The following is a 22,604-nucleotide window of genomic DNA, read 5'->3' as shown; positions in this document are numbered from 1 at the left end:
GGCCCTCACAGCACGGTGAAGCTGTCCTTGACCTTGCCGTACGTCCTGAGGGCCTGCGCCTCGATCCCCGGCTGGTACCAGGTGTTGATCTGGTACGACTTCCCGCTCTCGTCGAAGCCGAGCAGCCGGGCGTGCCAGTGCTCGCCCTTGAGCGTGAACGTGTACTCCCAGACGACCGCGGGCCGGCCCTGGAACACCGTCTCCTCCAGGCGAATCTTTCGGTAGTCCCGCCCCTCGCGGGCGTTGCGCTCCGAGGTCTGCCAGGTGTCCATCAGGTCCCCCTTCGCCAGCGAGGACTTGGCCGCCAGTTCCTGGGTGCCGTCGGGCGAGGTGTAGTGCACCTCCGAACCCGTCTTCACATCGCGCCGCCAGCCCTTGGGCGTCGCCCACGCGTAGCCGCCCGCCTCCCGGTGGGCTCCCGGAGGCAGGCTGGGCGGGCGGGACGTGCCCTCGACGGTGGGCGAGGACGACGTACGGGGCGACGCACCGCCGTCGCCCCCGGCGGTGACGGCCGGGCCGGAGGAACCGGACGCCCCGGTCCGGTCGCCCGACGGTCCGCCCGACGCGGCGACGACGATCCACACGACGAGTCCCGCGGCGGCCACCCCGCCGGCGGCGAGCAGCCCGACGCGCCGACCTCCGCGGCGCGCACCGTCGGCCGTGCCGGAGCCGGACGGCACCGCGGGGCCGGGGAATTCGCCCGGCGGCATGCCACCGGGTGCGGGCGCCGTGGACAGCGCGGCCTCCGTCACCGCCCGCGCCGACGCCTCGTGGACACCGACGGAAGGGATCTGCGAGCCGGGCTCCGCACGCAGTTCCGAGGGCACTTCGGTCGACGCGTTCCGGGCCTCGGAGTGGGACGACGGCTCCGGGACCGGTGTCGGGTCGGGAACGGGGGCCGGGGCGGGAGCCTCTCCGGGCGGACGCTCCGAGGGGGGCTTGGTGAAGTCGAGAGAGCCCTTGCGCGGCGGGGTGCGCCGCACCGGGACCGCGTCGTGCACGGGCGGCGAAGTGGCCTCGGGCAGGTCCGACGGGTGCTGTCGTGCCGCACGTATCAACTGGGCGTCGAGCAGCGCGGGAGTCGGCCTCTCCCGGGGGATCCGGCGTGTCCCGCGGATGTCGTGGGTGTCGTGCGCGGGTTCCTCACGGGTCGGCGGGACGGGCCCGGGGGTCGGGGGCACGGCTTCCGGTGCGTCGCGGCGGGGCTCGGGCGGGGAGGACGACTCGCCTTCCGCCGGCCCCGGGACCGGCGGGACGGCCGGATCGGACATGGGCTCCGGACCGGACTCGGCGGACGGCTCTACGGCCACCTCGGAGGACGGTGCCGGGGCGGGGCCGGCGGGCACCTCGGCGGCGAGCGCCGGGACCCGGCCGCCGGACGGCTCGGCGGCAGGCCCCGGGACCTGACCGCCGGGCGGCTCGGCGGCAGGCCCCAAGACCGGACCGGCCGACGGCTGCTGGGCCTGTCCTGCGGGAGGCCCGGACTCGGGCGCCGGATCGGGCCCGCGCTCCGTGTCCGCGTCCGCGTCCGCGTTCACGTCAGAGTCCGCGTCCCAGTCCGATACAGAGACCGCGTCGGGCATGGGTTCGGAACCGGAACCGACCACCGGGGCCGCGTCCGGTTCGGGCCCGGGGTCGGCACTTGCCCCGGACCCGGAAGCCGCATCAGGCCCGCGCCCGGAAGCCGCGTCAGGTCCGGGCCCCAAGGTGTCGGGTCCGGCCACGAGCGTCGGGTCGGGCCCGGACACGGCCCCGGGCTCGAAGTCGTACTCGGGCACCGTCTCGAACTCGGGTCCTCGCGCGGTCGCGGACGCGGGCCCCGTCCCGGGCCGCTGTCCGCTCCCCGGTGCCGACGTCCGGTCGGGCCCGGATCCCGCCTCCGGCACGGGCGTCGTGCCCGGCACGGGTTCCCCGCGGGACGCGAACCCGCCGTCGTGGTCGACGTCGTACGCCGGCCGCACGATGTGTGCGAGCGCCGCCTCCAGTTCCTCCAGGCCGGGCCGGGCATCCGGTTCCTTGTCCAGGAGAGCGGCCAGCACGTCCCGCAAGTCGTCCGCGACCGGCGGGAGTTCGGGCTCCTCGTACAACACGGCGTGCAGGGTGGCCAAGGTGGTGGACCGGGAGAAGGGGGAACGTCCGCCGAGGGCCGCGCACAGTGTCGCGCCCAGGGACCAGACGTCGGAGGGCGGCCCCTGGGGCCGGCCGGAGATGCGCTCGGGCGCCATGTAGTCGGGGGAACCGACCAGCATCCCGACCATGGTGAGCGCCTCCGCGTCCTGCAGGGCGGCGATGCCGAAATCGGTGAGGACGACGCGGCGGTGCCCCTGGCGTTCGACGAGTACGTTGCCCGGTTTGATGTCGCGGTGCAGCACTCCCCCGGCGTGCACCTGGCGCAGGGCCGCCACGAGTTCGAGCCCGATCCGGGCCGCCTCGCGCTCGTCGAGCGGCCCGTCCCGCACGACGATCTGTTCGAGGGAGCGCCCGGCGACGAGTTCCATGACGATCCACAGCCGCTCGCCCTCGTCCACCACGTCGTAGATGCGCACCACGTTGGGATGGTCGATCCGGGCGGTGGCCCTGGCTTCGCGCAGTGTGCGCTCGCGGCGCGTGCGGGTGTCCTCGGCGTCGAGTCCGTCGATGCGCATTTCCTTGACCGCGACCTGCCGGTCGAGCATTTCGTCGGCGGCTCGCCACACCCGCCCCATTCCCCCCTGTCCGATGCTTTCGACCAGGCGATAACGCCCCGTCACCAGTAATCCCGGAACACCGCCCTGAACGTTCGCCGACAATCCCCGCACCCCCTCAACATCAGTCACACCCGCCCGCCACAACGGAAACACAATGGTCACACTTCAGGCCGTACCAGCATAGTGCGGAGAAATCTTGTGGTACCTCTTCAAGTACTGCGAATTCAGGCGCAGCCAAGGGGGACGAACATGAGTTCTCGTCGCACGACGACCATCGCGGGATCGCTGCTCACGGCATCTTTCTCGGCCGTGATGATCCTTTCCTTCACCGCCGTCGCGGACGACCAGGGACCGGGGAGCAGCAAGGGGGGAAAGGCAATTGACGAGGCGCCGGCCGGTGTCAGGATGACGACGCTTCTGCCGGAGAAGATCTCGGTCGACAACAGCACGCAGAAGACGGCGATCACGGCCACGGTAAAGAATGAGGGGACCAAGGACAGCGGCGAGATCAGGCTTTTGGTGGTCGGATTCGACGGCCTCGAGGTCAAGGGCGTCAAAGGCTGTGACGCCATGGCCGACAAGGATCTGCCCGACGGTTCGAACAGTGGTTTCGTCTGTTCGGTCGGCAGTCTCGCGGCCGGGAAGTCGAAGTCGTACGCCGTGGACGCGACGTTCGACACGAGCAAGACCGGGAAGATCTGCCTTCCGGTCCAGACGAGCGACGGGAAGAAGACGTACTGGCAGCAGGGTCCCGTGCCGTTCGGGACGACGAACCCGTCGCCGAACGCGCCCGCCACCCCGCTGCTGCTCGGCACCGACAACCAGCCGGTGGCGCCCGGCGGCGACCGGCTGCCGAAGACGGGACCCGGCAGTGAGGTCGTGCCGTTGGGCATGGCGGGTGCCGCACTGATCTCCGCGGGAGCGGCGGGACTGTGGTGGGCCCACCGTCCGCGCAGGCGGCAGCAGCAGTCCTGACGTCACGCGGCGGAGACGACGCGGGCCGGGTGCCGGGCACGGCACCCGGCCCGCGTCCGTGCTCCCCGTGACCCGCCGCCCCGGCCCGTTTCGCACGTTTCGCACGTCTCGCACGTCTCGCACGTCTCGCACGTCTCGCACGTCTCGCACGTCTCGCACGTCTCCAGGAAAAAGCCTGACGGCAGATGTCAGGTAACGCCGCCAGGGTGGGCCGCATGAACACCGTCGGTACCACCGCAGACCGTGCCCCGCTCGTCCTCCGCCCCGGCGACCCGGGCTACGAGGACGAACTCGCCGGCTTCCAGACCGGTTTCACGCAACGCCCCGCCGTCGTCTTCGCCGCCGCGTCGGCCGACGACGTGGCCGACGCGGTGAGGTACGCGGCGTCCCGGGGCCTGCCGGTCGGTGTGCAGGCCACCGGGCACGGGCTGCCGGGCTCGTCCGAGGGCGGCGTCCTGATCACCACACGGCGGATGGACGGGCTGCGCATCGATCCGGAGGCGCGCACCGCCCGGCTCCAGGCGGGCGTCCGCTGGGGCCAGGTCGTCCGGGCCGCCGAGCCGCACGGGCTGGCTCCGCTGAACGGGTCGGCACCGGGGGTGGGCGCCGTCTCGTACACCCTGGGCGGCGGACTCGGCGTCCTGGCACGGGAGTTCGGGTACGCGGCCGATCATGTGCGGTCGCTGGATGTGGTCACCGCCGACGGCCGGCCGCGCCGGGTGACCCGGGAGTCGGACCCCGACCTGTACTGGGCGCTGCTCGGCGGCGGCCACAACTTCGGCGCGGTCACCGAGCTGGAGATCGGCCTGGTGCCGGTGGCCCGGTTGTACGGCGGGTCGGTCGCCTTCGACGCCGCCGTGGTCGACCCGGTGACGGTGCTGCGCGCGTACGAGCGCTGGACACGGACCGTGCCGGACGGGCTGACCTCGTCGTTCGCGGCGGTTCCGTACCCGGACGCGGCGGGGCTGCCACCACATCTGCGGGGCCGTCACATCGTCTCCGTGCGCGTCGCGTACACGGGTACGGCCGCACAGGGGGAGCGTCTGGTGGCCCCGCTGCGGGAGACCGGTCCGGCGCTGGCGGACACACTGCGCGAGATGCCGTACGGCGAGAGCCACACCATCCACAGCGACCCGGACTTCCCGCACACGTACTACGGCGACAGCGCGGTGCTGCGGGAACTCGACGTCGACGCCGCCGCGGGCGTCCTCGCCCGCACCGGGCCGGGCGCGTCCGCCATGTGCGTGGTGCAGATCAACCACCTCGGCGGAGCGCTCGCCCGGACCGTGCCGAACTCCGTGCCCCACCGCGACGGGCGTTTCCTCGTACGGCTGCTGGCGATGGCGGAGCGGGAGCAGGCCCGCGGGCTGCTGGACCCGGCGTTCGAGCGCCTCGCGCCGTGGACGACCGGGCGGGCGCTCAACTTCGCTTTCGGGGCGGGCGACCGCACCCGAGGTCTGTACGACCCCGCGACGCACGAGAGGCTCGCCGGGCTGAAGTCTCAGTACGACCCGGCGAACCTCTTCCGCAGGAACTACGACGTCACCGGCCGGAGCCGGCCGGACGTCACCGCTTGACGAGCTTCCAGGCGGTGGGCAGCACTCCCATCGCCAGGGCGGCCTTGAGGGCGTCACCGATCAGGAAGGGGGTGAGGCCCGCCGCGACGGCCGCGCTCGCCGACATGCCGGTGGCGAGGGCCAGGTAGGGCACGCCGACCGCGTAGATGATCGCCTCGCCGAGGAGCATCGTGCCGGCCATGCGCAGCACGGAACGGTCGGCGCCGCGTCGGGCCAGGGCACCCACGACGGTGGAGGCCAGCATCATGCCGAGGATGTAGCCGAAGGACGGGGCACCGGCACCGGAGCTGCCGCCGGCGAACCACGGCACGCCGGCCATGCCGACGAGCGCGTAGACCGCGAGGGACAGGAAGCCGCGGCCGGCGCCGAGCGCCGTGCCGACGAGGAGCGCCGCGAAGGTCTGGCCGGTCACCGGCACCGGGGAGCCCGGCACGGGCACGGAGATCTGGGCGGCGAGGCCGGTGAGCGCGGCACCGCCGATCACGAGGGCGGCATCCCGGACACGGGAGGAAGGCAGCAGATCGGCGAGGACCTCGCCGGGGCGGGAGGTCGTGACGGCAGCGGTGCTCATGGGGACTCCGGCGGGTGCGGGCAGATTCGGGACACGGTGACGCTATCCCAGCGCCCTTGAGTCGATCACCGTCAGCGCTCGACAAAGGCTGGAACGGGGACTTGGTGGGCTCCGGACAAAGAGTGGGGGTTACACCGAGTACGACGTGATACGGGTCACTGAGGTGAAGTGGCCTGGCCTACGAGGACGCGGCGTCCGGCGTCTGTAGGTTCCCGCCAAACGGGCCGGCCGCTTCTTCATGCGCCGTCTCGCCCGTCGGTCGCCGTCTGTGCAGCCGTGGCCCGCTTTGCTAGCTTCGAGCACATGGTTGCCCAGGCCCGGAACTTCTCGTCGCGTCGCCACGTCGACCTGCGACGCGTCGGCACGGCCGCCTGTCGCCCGCGTTAGCGAGGCGGACGGAGCGGATCCGGTGCGCCTCGCACGAGACGGCGCAGTGTCGGACCCGTTCCCGAGGATGATCGCCATGCCCCGTGCCGCGGCACCCACTCTCCCTTCCCCTTCCCACTCCTCCCCCCGCACACCCCGCGCGGCCGACCCGGACCGGCGCCGGACCAGCGCGAGTGTCGTCCTGCGGTCCGTGCTGGAGCACGGCCCGGTGGCGCGCAGCACCATCGCCCGGCTGACCGGGCTGTCACCGGCGTCGGTGACGGACTACTGCGCCCGGTTCACCGAGCGCGGCCTGATCCGTGAGGCGGCCGCGCCCCGGAGGTCGAACGGCGTGGGCCGCCCGCACGTCCCCGTCGACCTGGACGACTCACGGCTCGTGGTCGGCGGGGTGCACGTCGCCGTGCCGTACACCACGGTGGCGCTGCTCGATCTGCGCGGCCGGGTGCTGGCCCGGCGCGAGTTGAAGCACGAGCGCACCGATCCGGGGGCCGTGCTGGCGCGGGCCGCCGACGTACTCGGAGCACTGCTGGCGGGTGCCCCCGACTGCCGGCCGCTCGGCGTCGGCGTGGCCGTCGGCGGCTGGGTGGACCGGGAGTCCGGGACCGTCGTGGAGCACCCGTTGCTCGGCTGGCGTGACGTGCCGGTGCGGGAGGTGCTCGGCGAGCGCACCGGGCTGCCGGTCCATGTGGACGGACACGCGCGGGCGCTGGTCAACGGGGAGCGGCTGTTCGGGCTGGCGCGGGGCAGCGGGAGCGTGCTGCACCTGTTCGTCGGCAACGTGGTCGACGCGGCGTTCGCCACCAACGACGAGGTGCACCACGGGCCGCGCTCGCAGGCGGGCACCATCTCCCATCTGCCCGTGCCGGGCGGCACGGAGCCGTGCGACTGCGGCCGGTCCGGCTGCCTCCAGGCCGAGTTGAGCGAGCGCACGCTGTGCCGGCGGGCGCGGGAGGCGGGGGTCGTCGAGGGGGCGAACCCCATGCACGTGGTCACGGCGGCGGCCGCGGGCGACCGTGCGGCCGTACGGCTGCTGGTGGAGCGGGCCGGTGCCGTCGGACGGGCGGCGCGACTGCTGCTCGACGTGCTCAATCCGGAGACGGTGGTCGTGACGGAGGTCGGGGTCATCCACCGGGAGGACTGCCTCGACGCCCTGCGCGAGGCGGTCGGCGACGAACGCGCGGCGTCCGTCGTGCCGACGAGTTTCGCGGATTCCGTCCTTGCCGTGGCGGGCGGTTCGGTGGCTCTGGACGTGCTGTACCGGGATCCGCTGGCCGCGTCACCTGAGGCTATTTAATTCAGAAACTCCGAATGTTGACAGGGACCGTCGATGACCAGGAACATCCTGCTCATGAGCCTGTTCGTGAGCTGTCGCACCCTTTGTTGCTGACACGTTGCCGCGTGTGAAGCGCTCATTTCCTCCTGCGTGAATTTCCTTTGTACGGCCTTCTGCGGCCCGGAATTCCGCATGCGCGTCCTCCCCTGAATCCACCCTTTGCCCTGCCCTATGAACTCGCGGAGTCCTTCCATGCCTTCCTCCCCCGTGTCGGGTGTCGACCGACGGCTCTTCCTCACGTCCCTGCTCGGTGCCGCGGCCGGTGTCGCCGGGCTCAGCGGCTGCGCCCAGGACAGCGCGGCCGCCGCCGGCAAGGGCGCCTCCACCGCCCCGCTCGCCGACAAGGTCCCGGCCGGCACGAGCCTGAAGATCGCCTCCTACCAGAACGTGCAGCAACTCCAGTTCAAGCTGGCCAAGCTGGGCGAGCTGCCCTTCAAGGTGTCGAGCTGGGTGAACACCGGTGCCGGCCCCGATGTCATCAACGCCTTCCGCGCCAAGTCCCTGGAGGTCGCCAACAACGCGGGCATTCCGCCGATCCAGGCGCACTACCAGGGCTTCGACGCGAAGATCGTCGCGATCAACGTCACCCGCAAGCCCAACTACCTCTTCGCCACGAAGCCCGGCAGCGACATCCGGTCGGTCGCCGGCTTCAAGGGGAAGAAACTGGCCTTCTCGCAGGGGCAGGCGCAGGGTGTCGTCCTGCTGCGGGCGCTCAAGAAGGCCGGGCTGAAGTACGACGACGTCAAGCTCGTCCCGCTGACCAGCAACCAGTTCCTGACGGCCCTCCAGTCGGGGCAGGTGGACGTCGCCCCGCTCGCGAACAGCCAGGCGCCCGGCTATCTGCAGCAGTACAAGTCCAAGGGCGCCCGCACCATCCCCACGGACGTCGTCGACCTGCTCAACCTGCTGTGGGCGCCGACCTCCGTGCTGAACGACTCCGCGAAGGCGGCGGCGGTCGCCGCGTACATCCCGTACTGGGCCAAGGGCCAGGTCTGGACGTACGAGAACCCCGACGTCTGGAACGAGGAGTTCTACGTCAAGACGCAGAACCTGAGCCTCGCGCAGGCCCGGGGGATCACCGCGCTCGCCAACAAGCCTCTGTTCCCACCGAGCTGGGACGAGGCCGTCAAGTGGGAGCAGGAGACGGCCGACCTGCTGGCGGAGGGCGGCTTCGTGAAGAAGTTCGACGTCTCCTCGCTCTTCGACCACCGCTTCGAGGGCATCGCCGCCAAGTCCGTGGCCGCCGAGTACCGGAGGTGAGCGCCGTGACCACGACCACGACCGCGAGTACGGCTGCAAGCACGGGCACGACCACCGCCGCACCGGTGAAGGAGCGGGAGGAGAGCCACGGGACACGGCGGCGGCGCAGTCTGTCCCCCGGCAGGAGTCTGCCCGCCTCCCGGCTCATCGGGCCCGCCGTGCTCCTCGCCCTGTGGGCCGGGGCCTCCGCCGCCGGACGGCTCGACCCGGGTGCGATCCCGGCTCCCTGGACCGTGCTGAGGACAGCCGGTCATCTGTGGACCGCCGGGACCCTGCCCACCGACATCCTGACCTCGCTGGAGCGCGCCGCGTACGGCTTCGCGATCGGCCTCACCGCCGGCGTCGCCCTCGCTCTCGCCTCCGGACTGAGCCGGATCGGCGAGGCGCTGATCGACGGCACGGTGAACCTGAACCGGGCGATCCCGACCCTCGGCCTCATCCCGCTGTTCATCCTGTGGCTGGGCATCGGCGAGAGCTTCAAGATCGCGATCATCGCCATCGTCGTCTACATCCCGATCTACCTCAACACACATGCGGCGCTGTCCGGCATCGACAGTCGTTTCGTCGAACTCGCCGAGGTGCAGGGCCTGTCGAGGTGGGCCTTCATCCGCCAGATCGTCGTCCCAGGTGCGCTGCCCGGCTTCTTCGTGGGACTCCGGCTCGGCGTGACGGGCTCCTGGCTGGGCCTGGTGGTGCTGGAGCAGATCAACGCCACCAGCGGCCTCGGCTACATGATGTTCCAGGCCCAGAACTACGGTCAGTCCGACGTCATCCTCGTCGGCCTGCTGGTCTACGGCGTCTTCGGCCTGGTCTCCGACAGCACGGTCCGTCTCATCGAACGGAGGGTGCTGTCATGGCGCCGAACACTGAGCAGCTGACCCGGCCCGCCGTCCGACTGCGGAGCCTGACCCGGTCGTTCGCGGGCCGCACGGTTCTCGACGGCATCGACCTGGACCTCCCGGCCGGCCAGTTCACGGCCCTCCTCGGGCACAGCGGATCCGGCAAGAGCACCCTGCTGCGGGCCATCGCCGGCCTCGATCACGACGTCACCGGAAGCGGCCGGCTCACCGCGCCGGGGAGGGTGTCCGTCGTCTTCCAGGACTCGCGGCTGCTGCCCTGGCGGCGCGTCCTCGACAACGTGCTGCTCGGCACGGACGGCAAGGACGCGGCAGCCAAGGGCCGCTCGGCCCTCGCCGAGGTGGGGCTCGCGGGCCGCGAACGGGCCTGGCCCAACGAGCTGTCGGGCGGCGAGGCCCAGCGGGCCGCGTTGGCCCGCTCCCTGGTCCGTGAGCCCGAACTCCTGCTGGCCGACGAACCGTTCGGCGCGCTGGACGCCCTGACCCGGATCAAGATGCACAACCTGCTGCGCGAGCTGTGGGAGCGCCACCGGCCCTCCGTCCTGCTCGTCACCCACGACGTGGACGAGGCGATCGTGCTCGCGGACCGCGTGCTCGTCCTCGACCAGGGCCGTATCGGCCTGGACCTGACCATCGACCGACCACACCCGCGCTCCTACCGGGACCCGCTGCTCGGCGAGTACCGGGAGCGGCTGCTCGCCGCCCTGGGCGTGACGGAGGACCACGCATGACCCGGCACCTGCACCTGAACGCGTTCCTGATGAGCACCGGTCACCACGAGGCGTCCTGGCGACTCCCCGAGAGCGACCCGTACGCGCACGTCGACCTCGCCCACTACGTCCGCCTCGCCCGTACCGCCGAACGCGGCACCTTCGACTCCCTGTTCCTCGCCGACGGCCCCCAGTTGTGGAGCAGCGTGGGCCAGCGTCCCGCGGGCGCGCTGGAACCGCTCACCCTGCTCACCGCGCTGGCGACGGCCACCGAACACATCGGACTGATCGCCACCGCCTCCACCTCGTACAACTCGCCCTACAACCTGGCCCGCAAGTTCGCCTCGCTGGACATCATCAGCGGTGGCCGGGCGGGCTGGAACATCGTCACCACCGCGGGCGCGGAGGCCGCCCGCAACTTCGGTCTGGACGCCGAGCCCGCCCACGCCGAACGCTACGCCCGCGCCGCCGAGTTCCTCGACGTGGCGCTCAAGCTCTGGGACAGCTGGGAGGACGACGCGATCGTCGCCGACAAGGCGGCCGGCGTCTGGGGCGACGACGCGAAGATCCACCCGCCCCGGCACAAGGGGACGTACTTCAGCGTCGAGGGCGCCCTCAACGTGCCGCGCTCCCCGCAGGGTTACCCGCTCCTCGTGCAGGCGGGCTCCTCCGAGGACGGCAAGCGGTTCGCCGCCCGCCACGCCGAGGCGGTGTTCACCGCCCAGCAGACCGTCGAGGACGCCCGGGCCTTCTACGCCGACCTGAAGTCCCGCACCGCGCGGGAGGGCAGGAACCCCGACCACATCAAGGTGCTGCCCGGCATCGTCCCCGTCGTCGGCTCCACCGAGGCCGAGGCACGGGCCCACGAGCAGGAGTTGGAGGACCACATCGTGCACACGCACGGGGTGGCGCACCTGGAGCGGCTGCTGCACCTGGAACCCGGTGCCCTCGACCTCGACGCGCCGCTGCCCGACGATCTGCCGCCGGAGAGCGCGATCGAGGGCGCCAAGAGCCGGTACACGCTGATCGTGCGGCTGGCCCGGCGCGAACGGCTCACCGTCCGGCAGCTCATCGGCAGGCTCGGCGGCGGTCGCGGGCACCTCACCTTCACCGGCACGCCCGAGCAGGTCGCCGACGCCGTCGAGACGTGGTTCACCCAGGGTGCCGCCGACGGCTTCAACATCATGCCGCCGGTCCTGCCGTCCGGCCTGGACGCCTTCGTCGACCACGTCGTGCCCCTGCTGCGCGCCCGCGGGCTGCTCCGCACCGAGTACGGCCCGCGCCAGACCCTCCGGGAGCGCTACGGCCTCCCCCGCCCCGCCAACCAGCACGTCCCCGAGCTCCCGGCTGCGCTCCCGCAGCCCTCGTCCGCCCTCGTCTGAAAGGACCCGTCATGCCCGACATCGAGATCCGCAAGGTCACCGCGCACATCGGCGCCGAGGTGTCCGGGATCGACATCGCCGCGCCGCTCGACGAGACGACCGTCGCCGCGCTGCGTGAGGCCCTCGACATCCACAAGGCGCTCGTCTTCGACGCGGTGGGCCTGGACGACGAGGGTCAGCAGGCCTTCGCCCGGCACTTCGGGGAGATCACCACCGCGCACCCGACGGTGCCGGCGGTGGACGGCGCCCCGAACGTGCTGCCGGTGGACAGCGAACGCGGCCGGGCCGCCAACCACTGGCACACCGACGTCACCTTCGTCCTCAACCCGCCGCAGGCCAGCACGCTGCGCAGCATCACCGTCCCGCCGTACGGGGGCGAGACCCTCATCGCCGACGCGGCGGCCGCCTACCGCGACCTGCCGCAGCCGCTGCGCGCGCTGGCCGACACCCTGTGGGCCGAGCACACCAACGACTACGACTACGCGGTGCCCGAGGAGCAGGTCGACGAGGAGCAGGCCGCGCAGCGCGCCCAGTTCACGTCGATCAAGTACCGCACCGCCCACCCGGTCGTCCGCGTCCACCCGCTGACCGGCGAGCGCGGCCTGTTCATCGGCGGGTTCGCGCAGCGGATCGTGGGGCTGTCGGTGGGCGAGTCCCGCAAGATCCTCGACCTGCTCCAGGCGTACGTCACGCGCCCGGAGAACGTCCTGCGCTGGCGCTGGTCCCCCGGCCAGCTGGTGCTGTTCGACAACCGGATCACCCAGCACTACGCGATCGACAACTACGACGGTCTGCCGCGCCGGCTGCACCGCGTGACCGTCGCCGGTGACGTGCCGGTCGGCATCGAGGGGAAGGAGAGCTACTCGATCACCGGGGACGCCTCGCACTACACGCCGGTCGCCGCGTGAGCGTGCGAAAGCACCTGCTGGGGGCGCCTGCGAGCCCCTGACCGCAGCACGTGGCCGGTGAGTGCGCGACTACACGACGTGAGACGAGTGTCCGGATACTGGGCGGTCTCTCCCGCTGAGCGGGGAGGCCGCCCAGACTGGCGGAGTTTTTGCACTCGCAACGTAAGGGACCACCCGCTCTCATGTCCCGCACCACCCTCGACTCACCGCCCGACGCGCCGTCAAGCGCGCCCGAAGCCGACGTCGCCCTCTCCCACGGGCTCAAGCAGCGCCACCTCTCGATGATCGCCCTCGGCGGCGTCATCGGAGCGGGCCTGTTCGTCGGCTCCGGGGCGGGCATCGCCGCCGCCGGGCCCTCGATCGTCATCGCGTACGCCGTGTCCGGCCTGCTCGTCATGCTGGTGATGCGGATGCTCGGCGAGATGTCGGCCGCGTATCCGTCGTCCGGCTCCTTCTCCGCGCACGCGGAGCGCGCGATCGGCCCCTGGGCCGGCTTCACCGCGGGCTGGTCCTTCTGGGTGCTCCTGTGCACGGCCGTGGGCCTGGAGGGCATCGGCGCCGCGAAGATCGTCACCGGCTGGCTGCCCGGCACACCCGCCTGGGCGTGGGTGGCGTTGTTCATGGTCGTCTTCTGCGGGGTCAATCTCGCCGCGGTGAAGAACTTCGGCGAGTTCGAGTTCTGGTTCGCCGCCCTGAAGGTCGGCGCGATCACGCTGTTCCTGGTGCTCGGCGTGCTGGCCGTCACCGGCGTCCTGCCGGGCACGGACGCGCCCGGCACCTCGAACCTGACCGACTTCCTGCCCAACGGCAGTGAGGGACTGGTCATCGGACTGCTCGCCTCGGTCTTCGCGTACGGCGGCATGGAGACGGTGACCATCGCGGCGGCCGAGTCGGAGAACCCGGTCCGGGGCGTGGCGAGCGCCGTCCGCACCGCCATGTGGCGCATCGCGCTGTTCTACATCGGCTCGATGGCCGTCGTCGTCACGCTCGTGCCGTGGGACTCCCCGGCGGTCGTCGAGGCCGGCCCTTACGTCGCCGCGCTCCAGCACATCGGCATCGACGGCGCCGACCAGGTGATGAACGTGGTCATCCTCGCCGCCCTGCTGTCGGCGATGAACGCGAACATCTACGGCTCCTCGCGCATCGCGTACTCGCTCGTGCAGCGCGGGCAGGGCCCGAAGGTGCTGGGCCGGGCGTCCGGTGGGGTGCCGCGGATCGCGGTGCTCGCCTCCAGCGTGTTCGGCTTCGTGTGCGTGCTGCTCAGCTACTGGCGGCCGGACGACGTGTTCCCCTGGCTGCTGAACATGATCGGCGCGGTCATCCTGGTGGTCTGGATCTTCATCGCGGTCTCCCAGCTGCTGCTGCGCCGCCGTGTGGAGCGCGAGGCGCCGGAGAAGCTGGTCGTGCGCATGTGGGCGTTCCCGGTGCTGACCTGGGTGGCGCTGGCGGGCATGGCGGCGATCTTCGTGCTGATGGCGCGGGAGCCCGACACGCGGGTGCAGCTGTACTCGACCGGCGGCATGACCGTGTTCCTGGCGGTCGTCGGCTACGCCTGGCAGCGGGCGAAGGCGCGCACGCGCGCCTGACACGGATCACCGAGGGGCCCTCGCACGGACGGATTCCATGCGAGGGCCCTTTGGCGTGCCCAGGCACGCGTCCCCACCTTCCTGCTGCTATCGTGCACTTGCAAGTCTTTTGCAATAAGAGGTCGGAGGGGACCCGCCATGCCCGTCTACACGCTCCCTGAACTTCCGTACGACTACTCCGCGCTCGCCCCCGTGATCAGCCCCGAGATCATCGAGCTGCACCACGACAAGCACCACGCGGCCTATGTGAAGGGCGCCAACGACACGCTGGAGCAGCTCGCGGAAGCGCGCGACAAGGAGGCGTGGGGCTCGATCAACGGGCTGGAGAAGAATCTGGCCTTCCATCTGTCCGGCCACATCCTGCACTCGATCTACTGGCACAACATGACGGGAGAGGGCGGCGGCGAACCGCTCGCGGCGGACGGCGTGGGCGGCCTGGCCGACGCCATCACCGAGTCGTTCGGCTCCTTCGCCGCCTTCAAGACCCAGCTGACCAAGGCCGCCGCGACCACGCAGGGCTCGGGCTGGGGCGTCCTCGCCCACGAGCCGCTCAGCGGGCGTCTGATCGTCGAGCAGATCTACGACCACCAGGGCAACGTCGGCCAGGGGTCGGTGCCGCTCCTCGTCTTCGACGCCTGGGAGCACGCCTTCTACCTGCAGTACAAGAACCAGAAGGTCGACTTCATCGAGGCCATGTGGCAGGTCGTGAACTGGCAGGACGTGGCCCGGCGTCACGAAGCGGCCACGTCTCGACCCGACGTGTTGCTGCCGGCCCGCTGAGCCGGGTATGAAGCGTCCTGCTCGTGATCGTCTTCTCACCCTTCACGTGGCAGGCGGATGAACGGGAAGCCCCCGCGAGGACGTGACTCGCGGGGGCTTCCCCCGTCCCGGGCGCAGTCCGGCCGCCACCGACGCGGGCGGGCCGGTCACTCATCGCAGGGGACGTTGAGCGACAGCAGGGCGGCTCGTCCGTCCTCGAAGCGGAGTTCGCTCACCGCCGCGTTGCGCAACTGCGGGAAGACGCGGCGGTACTCGCTCAGCGGGACCGACAGGAGGGAGCACAGCACCAGGCGGAGCAGGGTGTTGTGGGCGACGACCAGAACACGTTCGCCGGGGTGGGCGGCGGCGATGCGGCGCAGGGCGTCCGTGCCGCGTGCCGCGGCCGTGCGCGGGTCCTCCGCCTCCGGGAAGGGGTACGACACCGGATCCGTCCGGAAGGCCTTCGCGCGCTGCGGGTTCTCGGCCTCGAACTCGGCGAGCGTACGGCCCTCCACGACGCCGAAGTCGCATTCACGCAGGGCCGGTTCGCGGTGCGGGGTGAGACCGAGGACCTGGCAGGCGGGGCCGGCGGTGGCGATGGCGCGGGACACGGTCGAGGTCCAGATCGCGTCGACGGGGTGGGCGGCGGCCCAGCGCCCGAGGGCCTCCGCCTGGGCGCGCCCCTCGTCGGTGAGGTCGACGTCGCTCACTCCGGCGTAACGGTTCTCGGCGTGCCAGACGGTCTGCCCGTGCCGGGCCAGCAGCAAGGTCGTGCTCGTGGTCCTCATGAGCCCGCAGTATCCAGGCCAGGACGCGTTCATGAGCCCGTACCGCCGAGGTCGAGACGCGAGCGCGCGTGCGCGGCGACGGGGGCGGCCAGCCAGCCGCGCCGCTCCAGTTCGCCGACCAGTCGTGCGTAGGACGCGGCGAACGGCTCGGTGCGGGCGGGGCGGGGGGTGACGACGGTGCGGACCCGGACCATCCCGTCGGCCGCCCCGGCGAGAGTGGACGCCGCGCCTGTGCCGTGGGCGGCCAGCGCGGCCATGCCCAGGGCGGGTTCGGTCTCCTCGGGGATCCGGGCGGGGCGGCCGAGGATGTCGGCGCGGAGCTGGTTCCAGTACGGACTGCGGGCGGCGCCGCCCGTGAAGGTGAGCGTGCCGTCCATGGGGGCTCCGAGGAAGTGCAGGGTGTCGAGGCAGAGACGCTCGGCGAATCCGACGCCCTGGAGCAGGGCGGCCCACAGGTCCGCGTCCGAGGCGGGGCTGCCGAGGACGAAGGCGGTGGCCCCGGGGGCGAGGAAGGGAAAACGTTCGCCGGGTGAGGCCAGTGGATAGGCGATGACGGACGCGGGTTCGTGGGCGGCGGCGGCCCGGTCCAAGGCGGCGGGCTCGGCGTCGGGGAAGTACACGGCGAGCGCACCGGCACCGACGCTCGACGCGCCGCCCGGCAGCCATCCCCCGTCCGGTGCACGGTGGTTGTAGACCACGCCGGTGGCGTCCCGCACCGGCCGCGAGGCCGCGCCCTTGAGGACGAGCGTCGTCCCGAGGACCGAGTTCCAGGAGCCCTCGTGCAGGGCACCGGAGGCGATCTGAGCCGCGCACCCGTCGGTCATCCCGGCGACGACGGGGGTGCCGGCGGGGATTCCGGTCCGCTCGGCGGCGCTCGCGCAGACCTCGCCGATCCGGGTCCCGGGACGGACGACATCGGGCAACAGCTCTGCATCGAGGCCCAGTTCGGCGAACACGGCGAGCGGCCAGGTGTCGTGCTCCACGTCGTAGGCGGTCTTGAGGGCGTGGCTGGCGTCCGTGGGCGGGAGCGTGCCGGTGAGCCGCGCGACGATCACGTCGGGCTGGTGCATCAGCCGGACCGCGCGCCCCTCGCCCGCCCCGTGCTCGCGGGCCAGCCAGAGCGCCTTCGGCAATCCCCACGCGTTCTGGACCACGAGGCCTCTCGCGCGGGCCCGGTCCGCGTCCTCGGCGGCGCGTCCGTCGTCGTACATCAGGGCCTGGCCGACCGGGCGACCCGCGGAGTCCGCGAGCAGCACCGTCCCGGACGTGCCGCACACCGCGAGCCCGCCGATCCGCTGCCGCGAAAGGCCCCGGAGCGCGGCCCGGGACGCCGTGCACACCGCGTCCCACCAGTCCCCCGGATCCTGCTCGTGCCGCACCCCCGCGCGTCGTCCGCGCAGCGGGGCGGCGGCGCGGCCGAGGACCGTGCCGTCGCCCGTGACGAGCAGGACGCGGACGCTCTGGGTGCCGAGGTCGACGCCGAGCCATGCCGTCCCGGCTTCCTCCATGAGGACCTCCCACATCGCGACCGGAACTGTGAACTTCACACTCTGCCCCGATATTTTCCCGTGCGCGAGGGATTGACGGTCAACCCCCGCCGTTACACCCTCTGTTAACGAGTCGACTCGACGTGTTAACCGGACCGGACCGTACCGACGTGGAGGTCACGGATGGACATGCACGTGCACGACCGCCGGCGCTTCCTCACCCTGGCCGCCGCGGCCGCCTCGGCACCGCTGCTGACGGCCTGCGGCGCCGGGTTCGGCGGGGACGACAAGAAGAGCGACGGGTCGGCCGCCGACGACGTCACCGGTTCCTTCGACTGGAAGCGGGAGAAGGGCAGAACGGTCAAGGCCCTGCTGAACAAGCACCCGTACACGGACGCCCTGATCGCCGACCTCAAGACGTTCACCGAGAAGACCGGAATCAAGGTCGAGTACGACGTCTTCCCCGAGGACAACTACTTCGACAAGCTCACCGTCGACCTGTCCAGCGGGCGCGCCTCGTACGACGTGTTCATGCTCGGCGCCTACATGGTGTGGCAGTACGGGCCTCCGGGATGGCTGGAGGACCTCGGGCCGTGGATGCGCAACTCCTCGGCCACCGGCGACGAATGGGACCAGGACGACTTCTTCCCCAACCTCCTCCAGGCCGACCAGTGGTCGTTGAAGGCGGGGGCGCCGCTCGGGCGGGGCGGGCAGTACGCGCTGCCGTGGGGCTGGGAGACGAACGTGGTCGCGTACAACACGGACGTGTTCAGGAAGCTCGGGCTGAAGCCCGCGGAGAGCTTCGACGAACTGCGTGAACTGGCCTCCGTCATCAAGCGCAAGGCACCCGGCGCCGGGTTCGACGGGATGTACGGGATCGCGGTGCGCGGTTCGCGCAGCTGGGCGACCATCCACCCCGGGTTCATGACGATGTACGCGCGCAACGGTCTGAAGGACTTCACCGTCACCGACGGCCGGCTCAGGCCCGCCATGAACAGCCCGGAGGCCGTCGCCTTCACCCAGGACTGGGCGGACATGGTCAAGAAGGGCGGCCCTCCGTCCTGGACGTCGTACACCTGGTACCAGTGCTCCAGCGACCTGGGGGCGAAGAAGGCCGGGATGCTCTTCGACGCGGACACGGCCGCGTACTTCCAGGCCGTGGCGGGGGCGAGCCCCGCGTCCGGGAAGATCGCCTTCCACCCGGGTCCGAAGGGGCCCGGCGGCTCCCTCGCCACCAACATGTGGATCTGGTCGCTCGGCATGAACGCCAAGAGCGGCAAGAAGTCCGCGGCCTGGCTGTTCCTCCAGTGGGCCACCGGCAAGGAGCACCTGCGCAGGGGCGCGATCACCCACAACCACATCGACCCGGTCCGCAGGTCGATCAGTCAGGACGGCGCGTACAAGGACAAGATGAAGCATCTGGAGGGCTTCATCGACACCTTCGAGACGGTCGTCGACCAGACGAAGATCCAGTTCACTCCGCAGGAACAGTTCTTCGACGCGACGACGAGCTGGGCGGCGGCGCTCCAGGAGATCTACGGCGGCAAGAACGCCAAGTCCGTCCTCGGCGGACTGGCGAGCGACCTCGCCGCCAAGGTGGGCTGAGCCCGATGCCCCCGACGACCTCGTTGAAGGAGACCGACCACGGGGCGGCCTCCCACGAGGAGGGCACCCGGCAGGTACGGGCCGTACCGCGCTGGCGGCGCGGTCTGCGCCCGTACCTGCTGATCGTGCCCGCCCTGCTGCTGACCGGCGGGATCCTGTACCCCTTCGGTCTCGGCCTCTACTACACGCTGTTCGACTTCTCGGCGAGCAAGCCGCAGCCGGACATGGTGGGCTTCGAGAACTACCGCACGGTCTTCACCCAGGAGGCCTTCTGGAACTCCGCATGGGTGACGACCCTGTACGCGGTGGGAGCGGCGGCGGCCGAGACCGTGCTCGGGGTGGGTGTCGCGCTGCTGCTGCACCGCTCCACGCGCGTCGGCCGGGTCCTGGAGAAGATCCTCATCCTGCCGCTGATGATCGCCCCCGTGATCGCCGCGATCATGTGGAAGCTGATGCTCCAGCCGTCGGTGGGCGTGGTCAACCACCTGCTGGAACCGTTCGGTCTCGGCGGGGTCCAATGGACCAACACCCCCACCGGCGCCCTGTTGTCGTCGATCGCCGTGGACGTGTGGGTGTACACGCCGTTCGTCGCGGTCCTCGCCCTGGCCGGACTGCGTTCGCTGCCCGTCTCCCCCTTCGAGGCGGCGGCGGTGGACGGCGCCGGATGGTGGTACACCTTCCGGCGGCTCACGCTGCCGATGCTGTGGCCGTACGTGCTGGTCGCGGTGATCTTCCGGTTCATGGACTCGCTCAAGGTGTTCGACATCATCTACGCCCTCACCGAGGGCGGGCCCGGCGACTCCACCGTCGTACTCCAGATCCGGGCCTACCTGGAGGCGATCCGCTTCCAGCGGTACTCCTTCGGGATCAGCTACACCGTAGTGCTGTGGGCCGTGGTCTATCTGGCGGCGACCGTACTGGTCCGCCGTCTGGGCAAGATCCAGCGCCGGGCCGCGGAGGTGACCGAATGACCGGCAGGAAAAGGCTGTGGGGGTGGCTCGCGGACGCCGCGCTGATCCTCTACTTCGTCTTCGCGCTCTTCCCGATCGCCTGGATGGCGATCCTCTCGCTCAAGCCCGCCGACCAGCTCTTCAGCACCTACTTCTCGTTCACTCCGACCCTCGACGCGTACCGGACCGTGCTCGGGGACAGCGAGGGCATCCCGTTCGTGCGGTTCTTCGTCAACAGTCTGGTCGTGTCGGTCGGCGCGGTGGCGCTCTCCCTCGTCGTCGGCCTCCCGGCGGCGTACGCCTCGGCACGGTGGCGGTTCAAGGGCTCCGAGAACCTGATGTTCACACTGCTGTCGTTCCGCTTCGCCCCCGAACTCACCGTGATCATTCCGCTGTTCGTGCTCTACCAGAAGCTCGGCCTGTTCGACACCTACGTCGGCATGGTGTGGGTGCTGCAGCTGATCACCCTCCCGCTGATCGTGTGGATCATGCGGTCGTACTTCGCCGATCTGACCCCGGAGCTGGAACAGGCCGCGCTCCTCGACGGCTACACCCGCAAGCAGGCCTTCTTCAGGGTCGCCCTGCCCCTGGTCAAGCCCGGGATCGCGGCCGTGTCGCTGCTGGCGTTCATCTTCGCCTGGAACAACTTCGTCTTCCCCCTCATCCTCACCTCGTCGCAGGCGCAGACCGTCACTGTGGGCGCACTCTCCTTCCTCGGCGGGGACCGGCCCAAGTACAACCTGACGGCAGCCGCCGCGCTCGTGTCCGTCGTGCCGCCGCTGCTGCTCGCCCTGACCATCCAGCGCTATCTGGTGCGCGGGCTGTCCTTCGGGGCGGTGAAGTCGTGAGCGTCTCCGACGTCCTGAACGCGTCCGCCCGGCCCGCGGCGATCGCGCTGCGCGGGATCCACAAGGCGTACGGACGCAGGACGGCCCTCGACGGGCTCGAACTGGACGTGGCGGAAGGCGAGTTCTTCTGTCTGCTCGGGCCCTCGGGAGCGGGCAAGACGACGACGCTGAAGACGGTGGCCGGACTCGAACAGCCCGACTCCGGCACGGTCGAGCTCGACGGCACGGACATGGCCGGCGTGGAACCCTACGACCGCGGTGTCGCCATGTGCTTCGAGAGCTACGCGCTCTACCCGCACCGCTCCGCGTACGACAACCTCGCCTCCCCGCTGCGCTCGCCCCGGCACCGGCTGCCCGCGTCCGAGGCCCGCGACCGCGTCGGCGCGATCGCCGAACTGCTCGGCATCAGCGCGCTGCTGGACCGGCCGGTGGGCGCGCTGTCGAACGGGCAGCGGCAGCGGATCGCGCTCGGCCGGGTGCTGGTGCGGCCCGCCCGCGCCTTCCTCCTCGACGAACCGCTCTCCCATCTGGACGCCAAACTCCGCCAGTCGATGCGCGCCGAACTCAAGGCGATCGGCGCCGTGCGCCGCACCACCACGCTGTACGTCACCCACGACTCCGTGGAGGCACTGGCGCTCGGCGACCGGATCGGCGTCATCCGGGACGGCCGGATCGTGCAGACCGGGACACGCGAGGAGATCTGGTACCGGCCCCGCGACACCGAGGTCGCGCGGGCCTTCGGCCGGCCGCGGATCAATCTGCTGCCGGGGACGATCACCGACGACGGCCGCTTCCGCGCCGTGGACGGGGCCTTCGACCTGCCCGTCGCCGCACGGACCGCCGCGGGGACCGAGGTACTGGCCGGGGTGCGCCCGCGCGACCTGGCGCTCGGCGGCGAGGGCCACGAACTCACCGGCACCGTCTACGTCACCGAGGTGCTCGGCCGGGCCGTCGAGGTCACCGTCCGGCTCGGCGCACAGCACGTGTCGCTGGTCGTGCCCCGGGCCGACGCGACACACCTGCGTCCCGACGATCCGGTACGGCTGACCGTCCGGCCTGAGAACCTGCTGCTGTTCGAGGCCGACCGGCCGGAGCGTCCAGGACGAAGGATCGGGCAATGAGCAGCAGCAACACCGGTGGCGCACCCCAGGGCCCGGCGGTCCGCCAGGCCGCCATGGCCGAGCAGGTACTGGCCGACGGATCGGCGACCGCCGCCGAGCTGGCCGAACGCTTCGGGGTGAGCCTGATGACGATACACAGGGACCTCGACGAGCTCGAACGGCAGGGAATCGTACGGAAGTTCAGGGGCGGGGTGACCGCGCAGCCGTCGGGGGTCTTCGAGTCGAACGTGCAGTACCGGCTGAAGTCGATGCGCCCGCAGAAGGCGGCCGTCGCGGAGCACGCGCTGAGCCTCGTCGAGCCCGGCATGGCCGTCCTCCTCGACGACTCGACGTCCGCGCTGGAGATAGCCCGCGGGCTCAGGGCCGGCGACATCACCCCGCTCACGGTCGTCACCAACTTCCTGGAGGCGATCAACCTGCTCTCCGACCGGCGCGGCATCCATCTGATGGCGCTGGGCGGCGACTACGACCCGCTGCACTCCTCCTTCCTCGGCGTGTCGTGCGTGGAGGCGGTGCAGTCGCTGCGCGTCGACGTGTGCTTCGCGTCGACGTCCGCGGTCTTCGGCGGGTACGCGTACCACCAGGAGCAGCACATCGTGTCCGTGAAGCGCGCCATGCTCGACTCGGCCGCCCGCAACATCCTGCTGCTCGACCACACCAAGCTCGGCAGGGTCGCCCTGCACCGGGTCGCCCCGCTGTCCCGCTTCGACCTGGTCCTCGTCGACGACGGGGCGTCGGCTCAGGCGCTGCGCGATCTGGACGAACACAAGGTCCCCTACGAAGTGTGCGCCGTCGGCGGCGGCACCTGACCCC

The 22,604-nt window shown here is 71.3% G+C and carries 19 protein-coding genes; 15 read left to right on the top strand and 4 right to left on the bottom strand.

What is annotated here, in order from left to right:
- Positions 1–5 precede the first annotated feature (5 nt).
- The gene (locus ABEB03_RS04900; protein ID WP_425589200.1) at positions 6–2,705 is read right to left on the bottom strand and encodes a serine/threonine-protein kinase; all 2,700 of its coding nucleotides are present in this window, start codon (positions 2,703–2,705) and stop codon (positions 6–8) included.
- Between the two features lie 231 nt (positions 2,706–2,936).
- Here ABEB03_RS04900 and ABEB03_RS04895 point away from each other — a divergent pair, with 231 nt between their 5' ends.
- Both ABEB03_RS04895 and ABEB03_RS04890 read left to right on the top strand, forming a co-directional pair.
- Positions 2,937–3,662 (top strand): LPXTG cell wall anchor domain-containing protein, encoded by a 726-nt coding sequence (locus ABEB03_RS04895; protein WP_345641682.1) that lies wholly within the window; start codon positions 2,937–2,939, stop codon positions 3,660–3,662.
- Between the two features lie 215 nt (positions 3,663–3,877).
- Positions 3,878–5,239 carry an FAD-binding oxidoreductase gene (locus ABEB03_RS04890; RefSeq protein WP_345641679.1) on the top strand — a complete coding sequence of 454 codons (1,362 nt, stop codon included), beginning with the start codon at positions 3,878–3,880 and terminating at the stop codon, positions 5,237–5,239.
- Here ABEB03_RS04890 and ABEB03_RS04885 read toward each other — a convergent pair.
- Positions 5,229–5,810, bottom strand: a complete 582-nt coding sequence (locus ABEB03_RS04885; protein ID WP_345641677.1) for a biotin transporter BioY — start codon at positions 5,808–5,810, stop codon at positions 5,229–5,231. The genes ABEB03_RS04890 and ABEB03_RS04885 overlap by 11 nt on opposite strands.
- A gap of 463 nt (positions 5,811–6,273) precedes the next feature.
- Here ABEB03_RS04885 and ABEB03_RS04880 point away from each other — a divergent pair, with 463 nt between their 5' ends.
- The 8 genes from ABEB03_RS04880 (at position 6,274) to ABEB03_RS04845 (ending at position 15,013) form a co-directional block, all read left to right on the top strand.
- Positions 6,274–7,491 (top strand): ROK family transcriptional regulator, encoded by a 1,218-nt coding sequence (locus ABEB03_RS04880; protein WP_345641673.1) that lies wholly within the window; start codon positions 6,274–6,276, stop codon positions 7,489–7,491.
- A gap of 231 nt (positions 7,492–7,722) precedes the next feature.
- On the top strand, positions 7,723–8,790 hold the full coding sequence (locus ABEB03_RS04875; RefSeq protein ID WP_345641669.1) for an ABC transporter substrate-binding protein: 1,068 nt from the start codon (positions 7,723–7,725) through the stop codon (positions 8,788–8,790).
- Positions 8,787–9,668, top strand: coding sequence for an ABC transporter permease (locus ABEB03_RS04870; protein WP_345641665.1), 882 nt, complete (start codon positions 8,787–8,789; stop codon positions 9,666–9,668). The genes ABEB03_RS04875 and ABEB03_RS04870 overlap by 4 nt, the downstream gene beginning before the upstream one ends.
- Positions 9,644–10,378: an ABC transporter ATP-binding protein gene (locus tag ABEB03_RS04865; RefSeq protein ID WP_345641662.1), complete on the top strand. Its 735-nt coding sequence runs from the start codon at positions 9,644–9,646 to the stop codon at positions 10,376–10,378. Before ABEB03_RS04870 ends, ABEB03_RS04865 begins: the two co-directional genes overlap by 25 nt.
- The gene (locus ABEB03_RS04860) at positions 10,375–11,739 is read left to right on the top strand and encodes an LLM class flavin-dependent oxidoreductase (protein ID WP_345641659.1); all 1,365 of its coding nucleotides are present in this window, start codon (positions 10,375–10,377) and stop codon (positions 11,737–11,739) included. The genes ABEB03_RS04865 and ABEB03_RS04860 overlap by 4 nt, the downstream gene beginning before the upstream one ends.
- Before the next feature lie 11 nt (positions 11,740–11,750).
- Positions 11,751–12,647 (top strand): TauD/TfdA dioxygenase family protein, encoded by an 897-nt coding sequence (locus tag ABEB03_RS04855; RefSeq protein WP_345641656.1) that lies wholly within the window; start codon positions 11,751–11,753, stop codon positions 12,645–12,647.
- A 182-nt stretch (positions 12,648–12,829) separates the two neighbouring features.
- Entirely contained in the window at positions 12,830–14,233 is a 1,404-nt protein-coding gene (locus tag ABEB03_RS04850) for an amino acid permease (protein ID WP_345641653.1), read from the top strand.
- 138 nt (positions 14,234–14,371) lie between these two features.
- Positions 14,372–15,013, top strand: a complete 642-nt coding sequence (locus tag ABEB03_RS04845) for a superoxide dismutase (RefSeq protein ID WP_345641650.1) — start codon at positions 14,372–14,374, stop codon at positions 15,011–15,013.
- Between the two features lie 146 nt (positions 15,014–15,159).
- Here the strand turns inward: ABEB03_RS04845 and ABEB03_RS04840 are convergent, their stop codons facing one another.
- Complete coding sequence (locus tag ABEB03_RS04840; protein ID WP_345641648.1) at positions 15,160–15,780, bottom strand: histidine phosphatase family protein; 621 nt, start codon at positions 15,778–15,780, stop codon at positions 15,160–15,162.
- Between the two features lie 29 nt (positions 15,781–15,809).
- The gene (locus ABEB03_RS04835; RefSeq protein ID WP_345644056.1) at positions 15,810–17,288 is read right to left on the bottom strand and encodes an FGGY-family carbohydrate kinase; all 1,479 of its coding nucleotides are present in this window, start codon (positions 17,286–17,288) and stop codon (positions 15,810–15,812) included.
- A gap of 162 nt (positions 17,289–17,450) precedes the next feature.
- On the opposite strand from ABEB03_RS04835, the gene ABEB03_RS04830 reads away from it, so the two are divergent.
- The 5 genes from ABEB03_RS04830 to ABEB03_RS04810 are packed head-to-tail and all read left to right on the top strand — an operon-like array spanning position 17,451 to position 22,600.
- Positions 17,451–18,872 (top strand): ABC transporter substrate-binding protein, encoded by a 1,422-nt coding sequence (locus ABEB03_RS04830; protein WP_345641645.1) that lies wholly within the window; start codon positions 17,451–17,453, stop codon positions 18,870–18,872.
- A 5-nt stretch (positions 18,873–18,877) separates the two neighbouring features.
- Positions 18,878–19,843, top strand: coding sequence for a carbohydrate ABC transporter permease (locus ABEB03_RS04825; protein ID WP_257004746.1), 966 nt, complete (start codon positions 18,878–18,880; stop codon positions 19,841–19,843).
- The gene (locus ABEB03_RS04820; RefSeq protein WP_095934349.1) at positions 19,840–20,670 is read left to right on the top strand and encodes a carbohydrate ABC transporter permease; all 831 of its coding nucleotides are present in this window, start codon (positions 19,840–19,842) and stop codon (positions 20,668–20,670) included. The genes ABEB03_RS04825 and ABEB03_RS04820 overlap by 4 nt, the downstream gene beginning before the upstream one ends.
- Positions 20,667–21,791 (top strand): ABC transporter ATP-binding protein, encoded by a 1,125-nt coding sequence (locus ABEB03_RS04815; RefSeq protein WP_345641637.1) that lies wholly within the window; start codon positions 20,667–20,669, stop codon positions 21,789–21,791. The genes ABEB03_RS04820 and ABEB03_RS04815 overlap by 4 nt, the downstream gene beginning before the upstream one ends.
- Positions 21,788–22,600 carry a DeoR/GlpR family DNA-binding transcription regulator gene (locus ABEB03_RS04810; protein ID WP_345641634.1) on the top strand — a complete coding sequence of 271 codons (813 nt, stop codon included), beginning with the start codon at positions 21,788–21,790 and terminating at the stop codon, positions 22,598–22,600. Before ABEB03_RS04815 ends, ABEB03_RS04810 begins: the two co-directional genes overlap by 4 nt.
- Positions 22,601–22,604: the final 4 nt, after the last annotated feature.

Origin of the sequence: Streptomyces siamensis, from assembly GCF_039543605.1 — a bacterium.
Lineage (GTDB): Bacteria > Actinomycetota > Actinomycetes > Streptomycetales > Streptomycetaceae > Streptomyces > Streptomyces siamensis.
The sequence above is the reverse complement of the archived record's forward strand: the minus strand, read 5'-3'. Positions and strand labels throughout refer to the sequence as shown.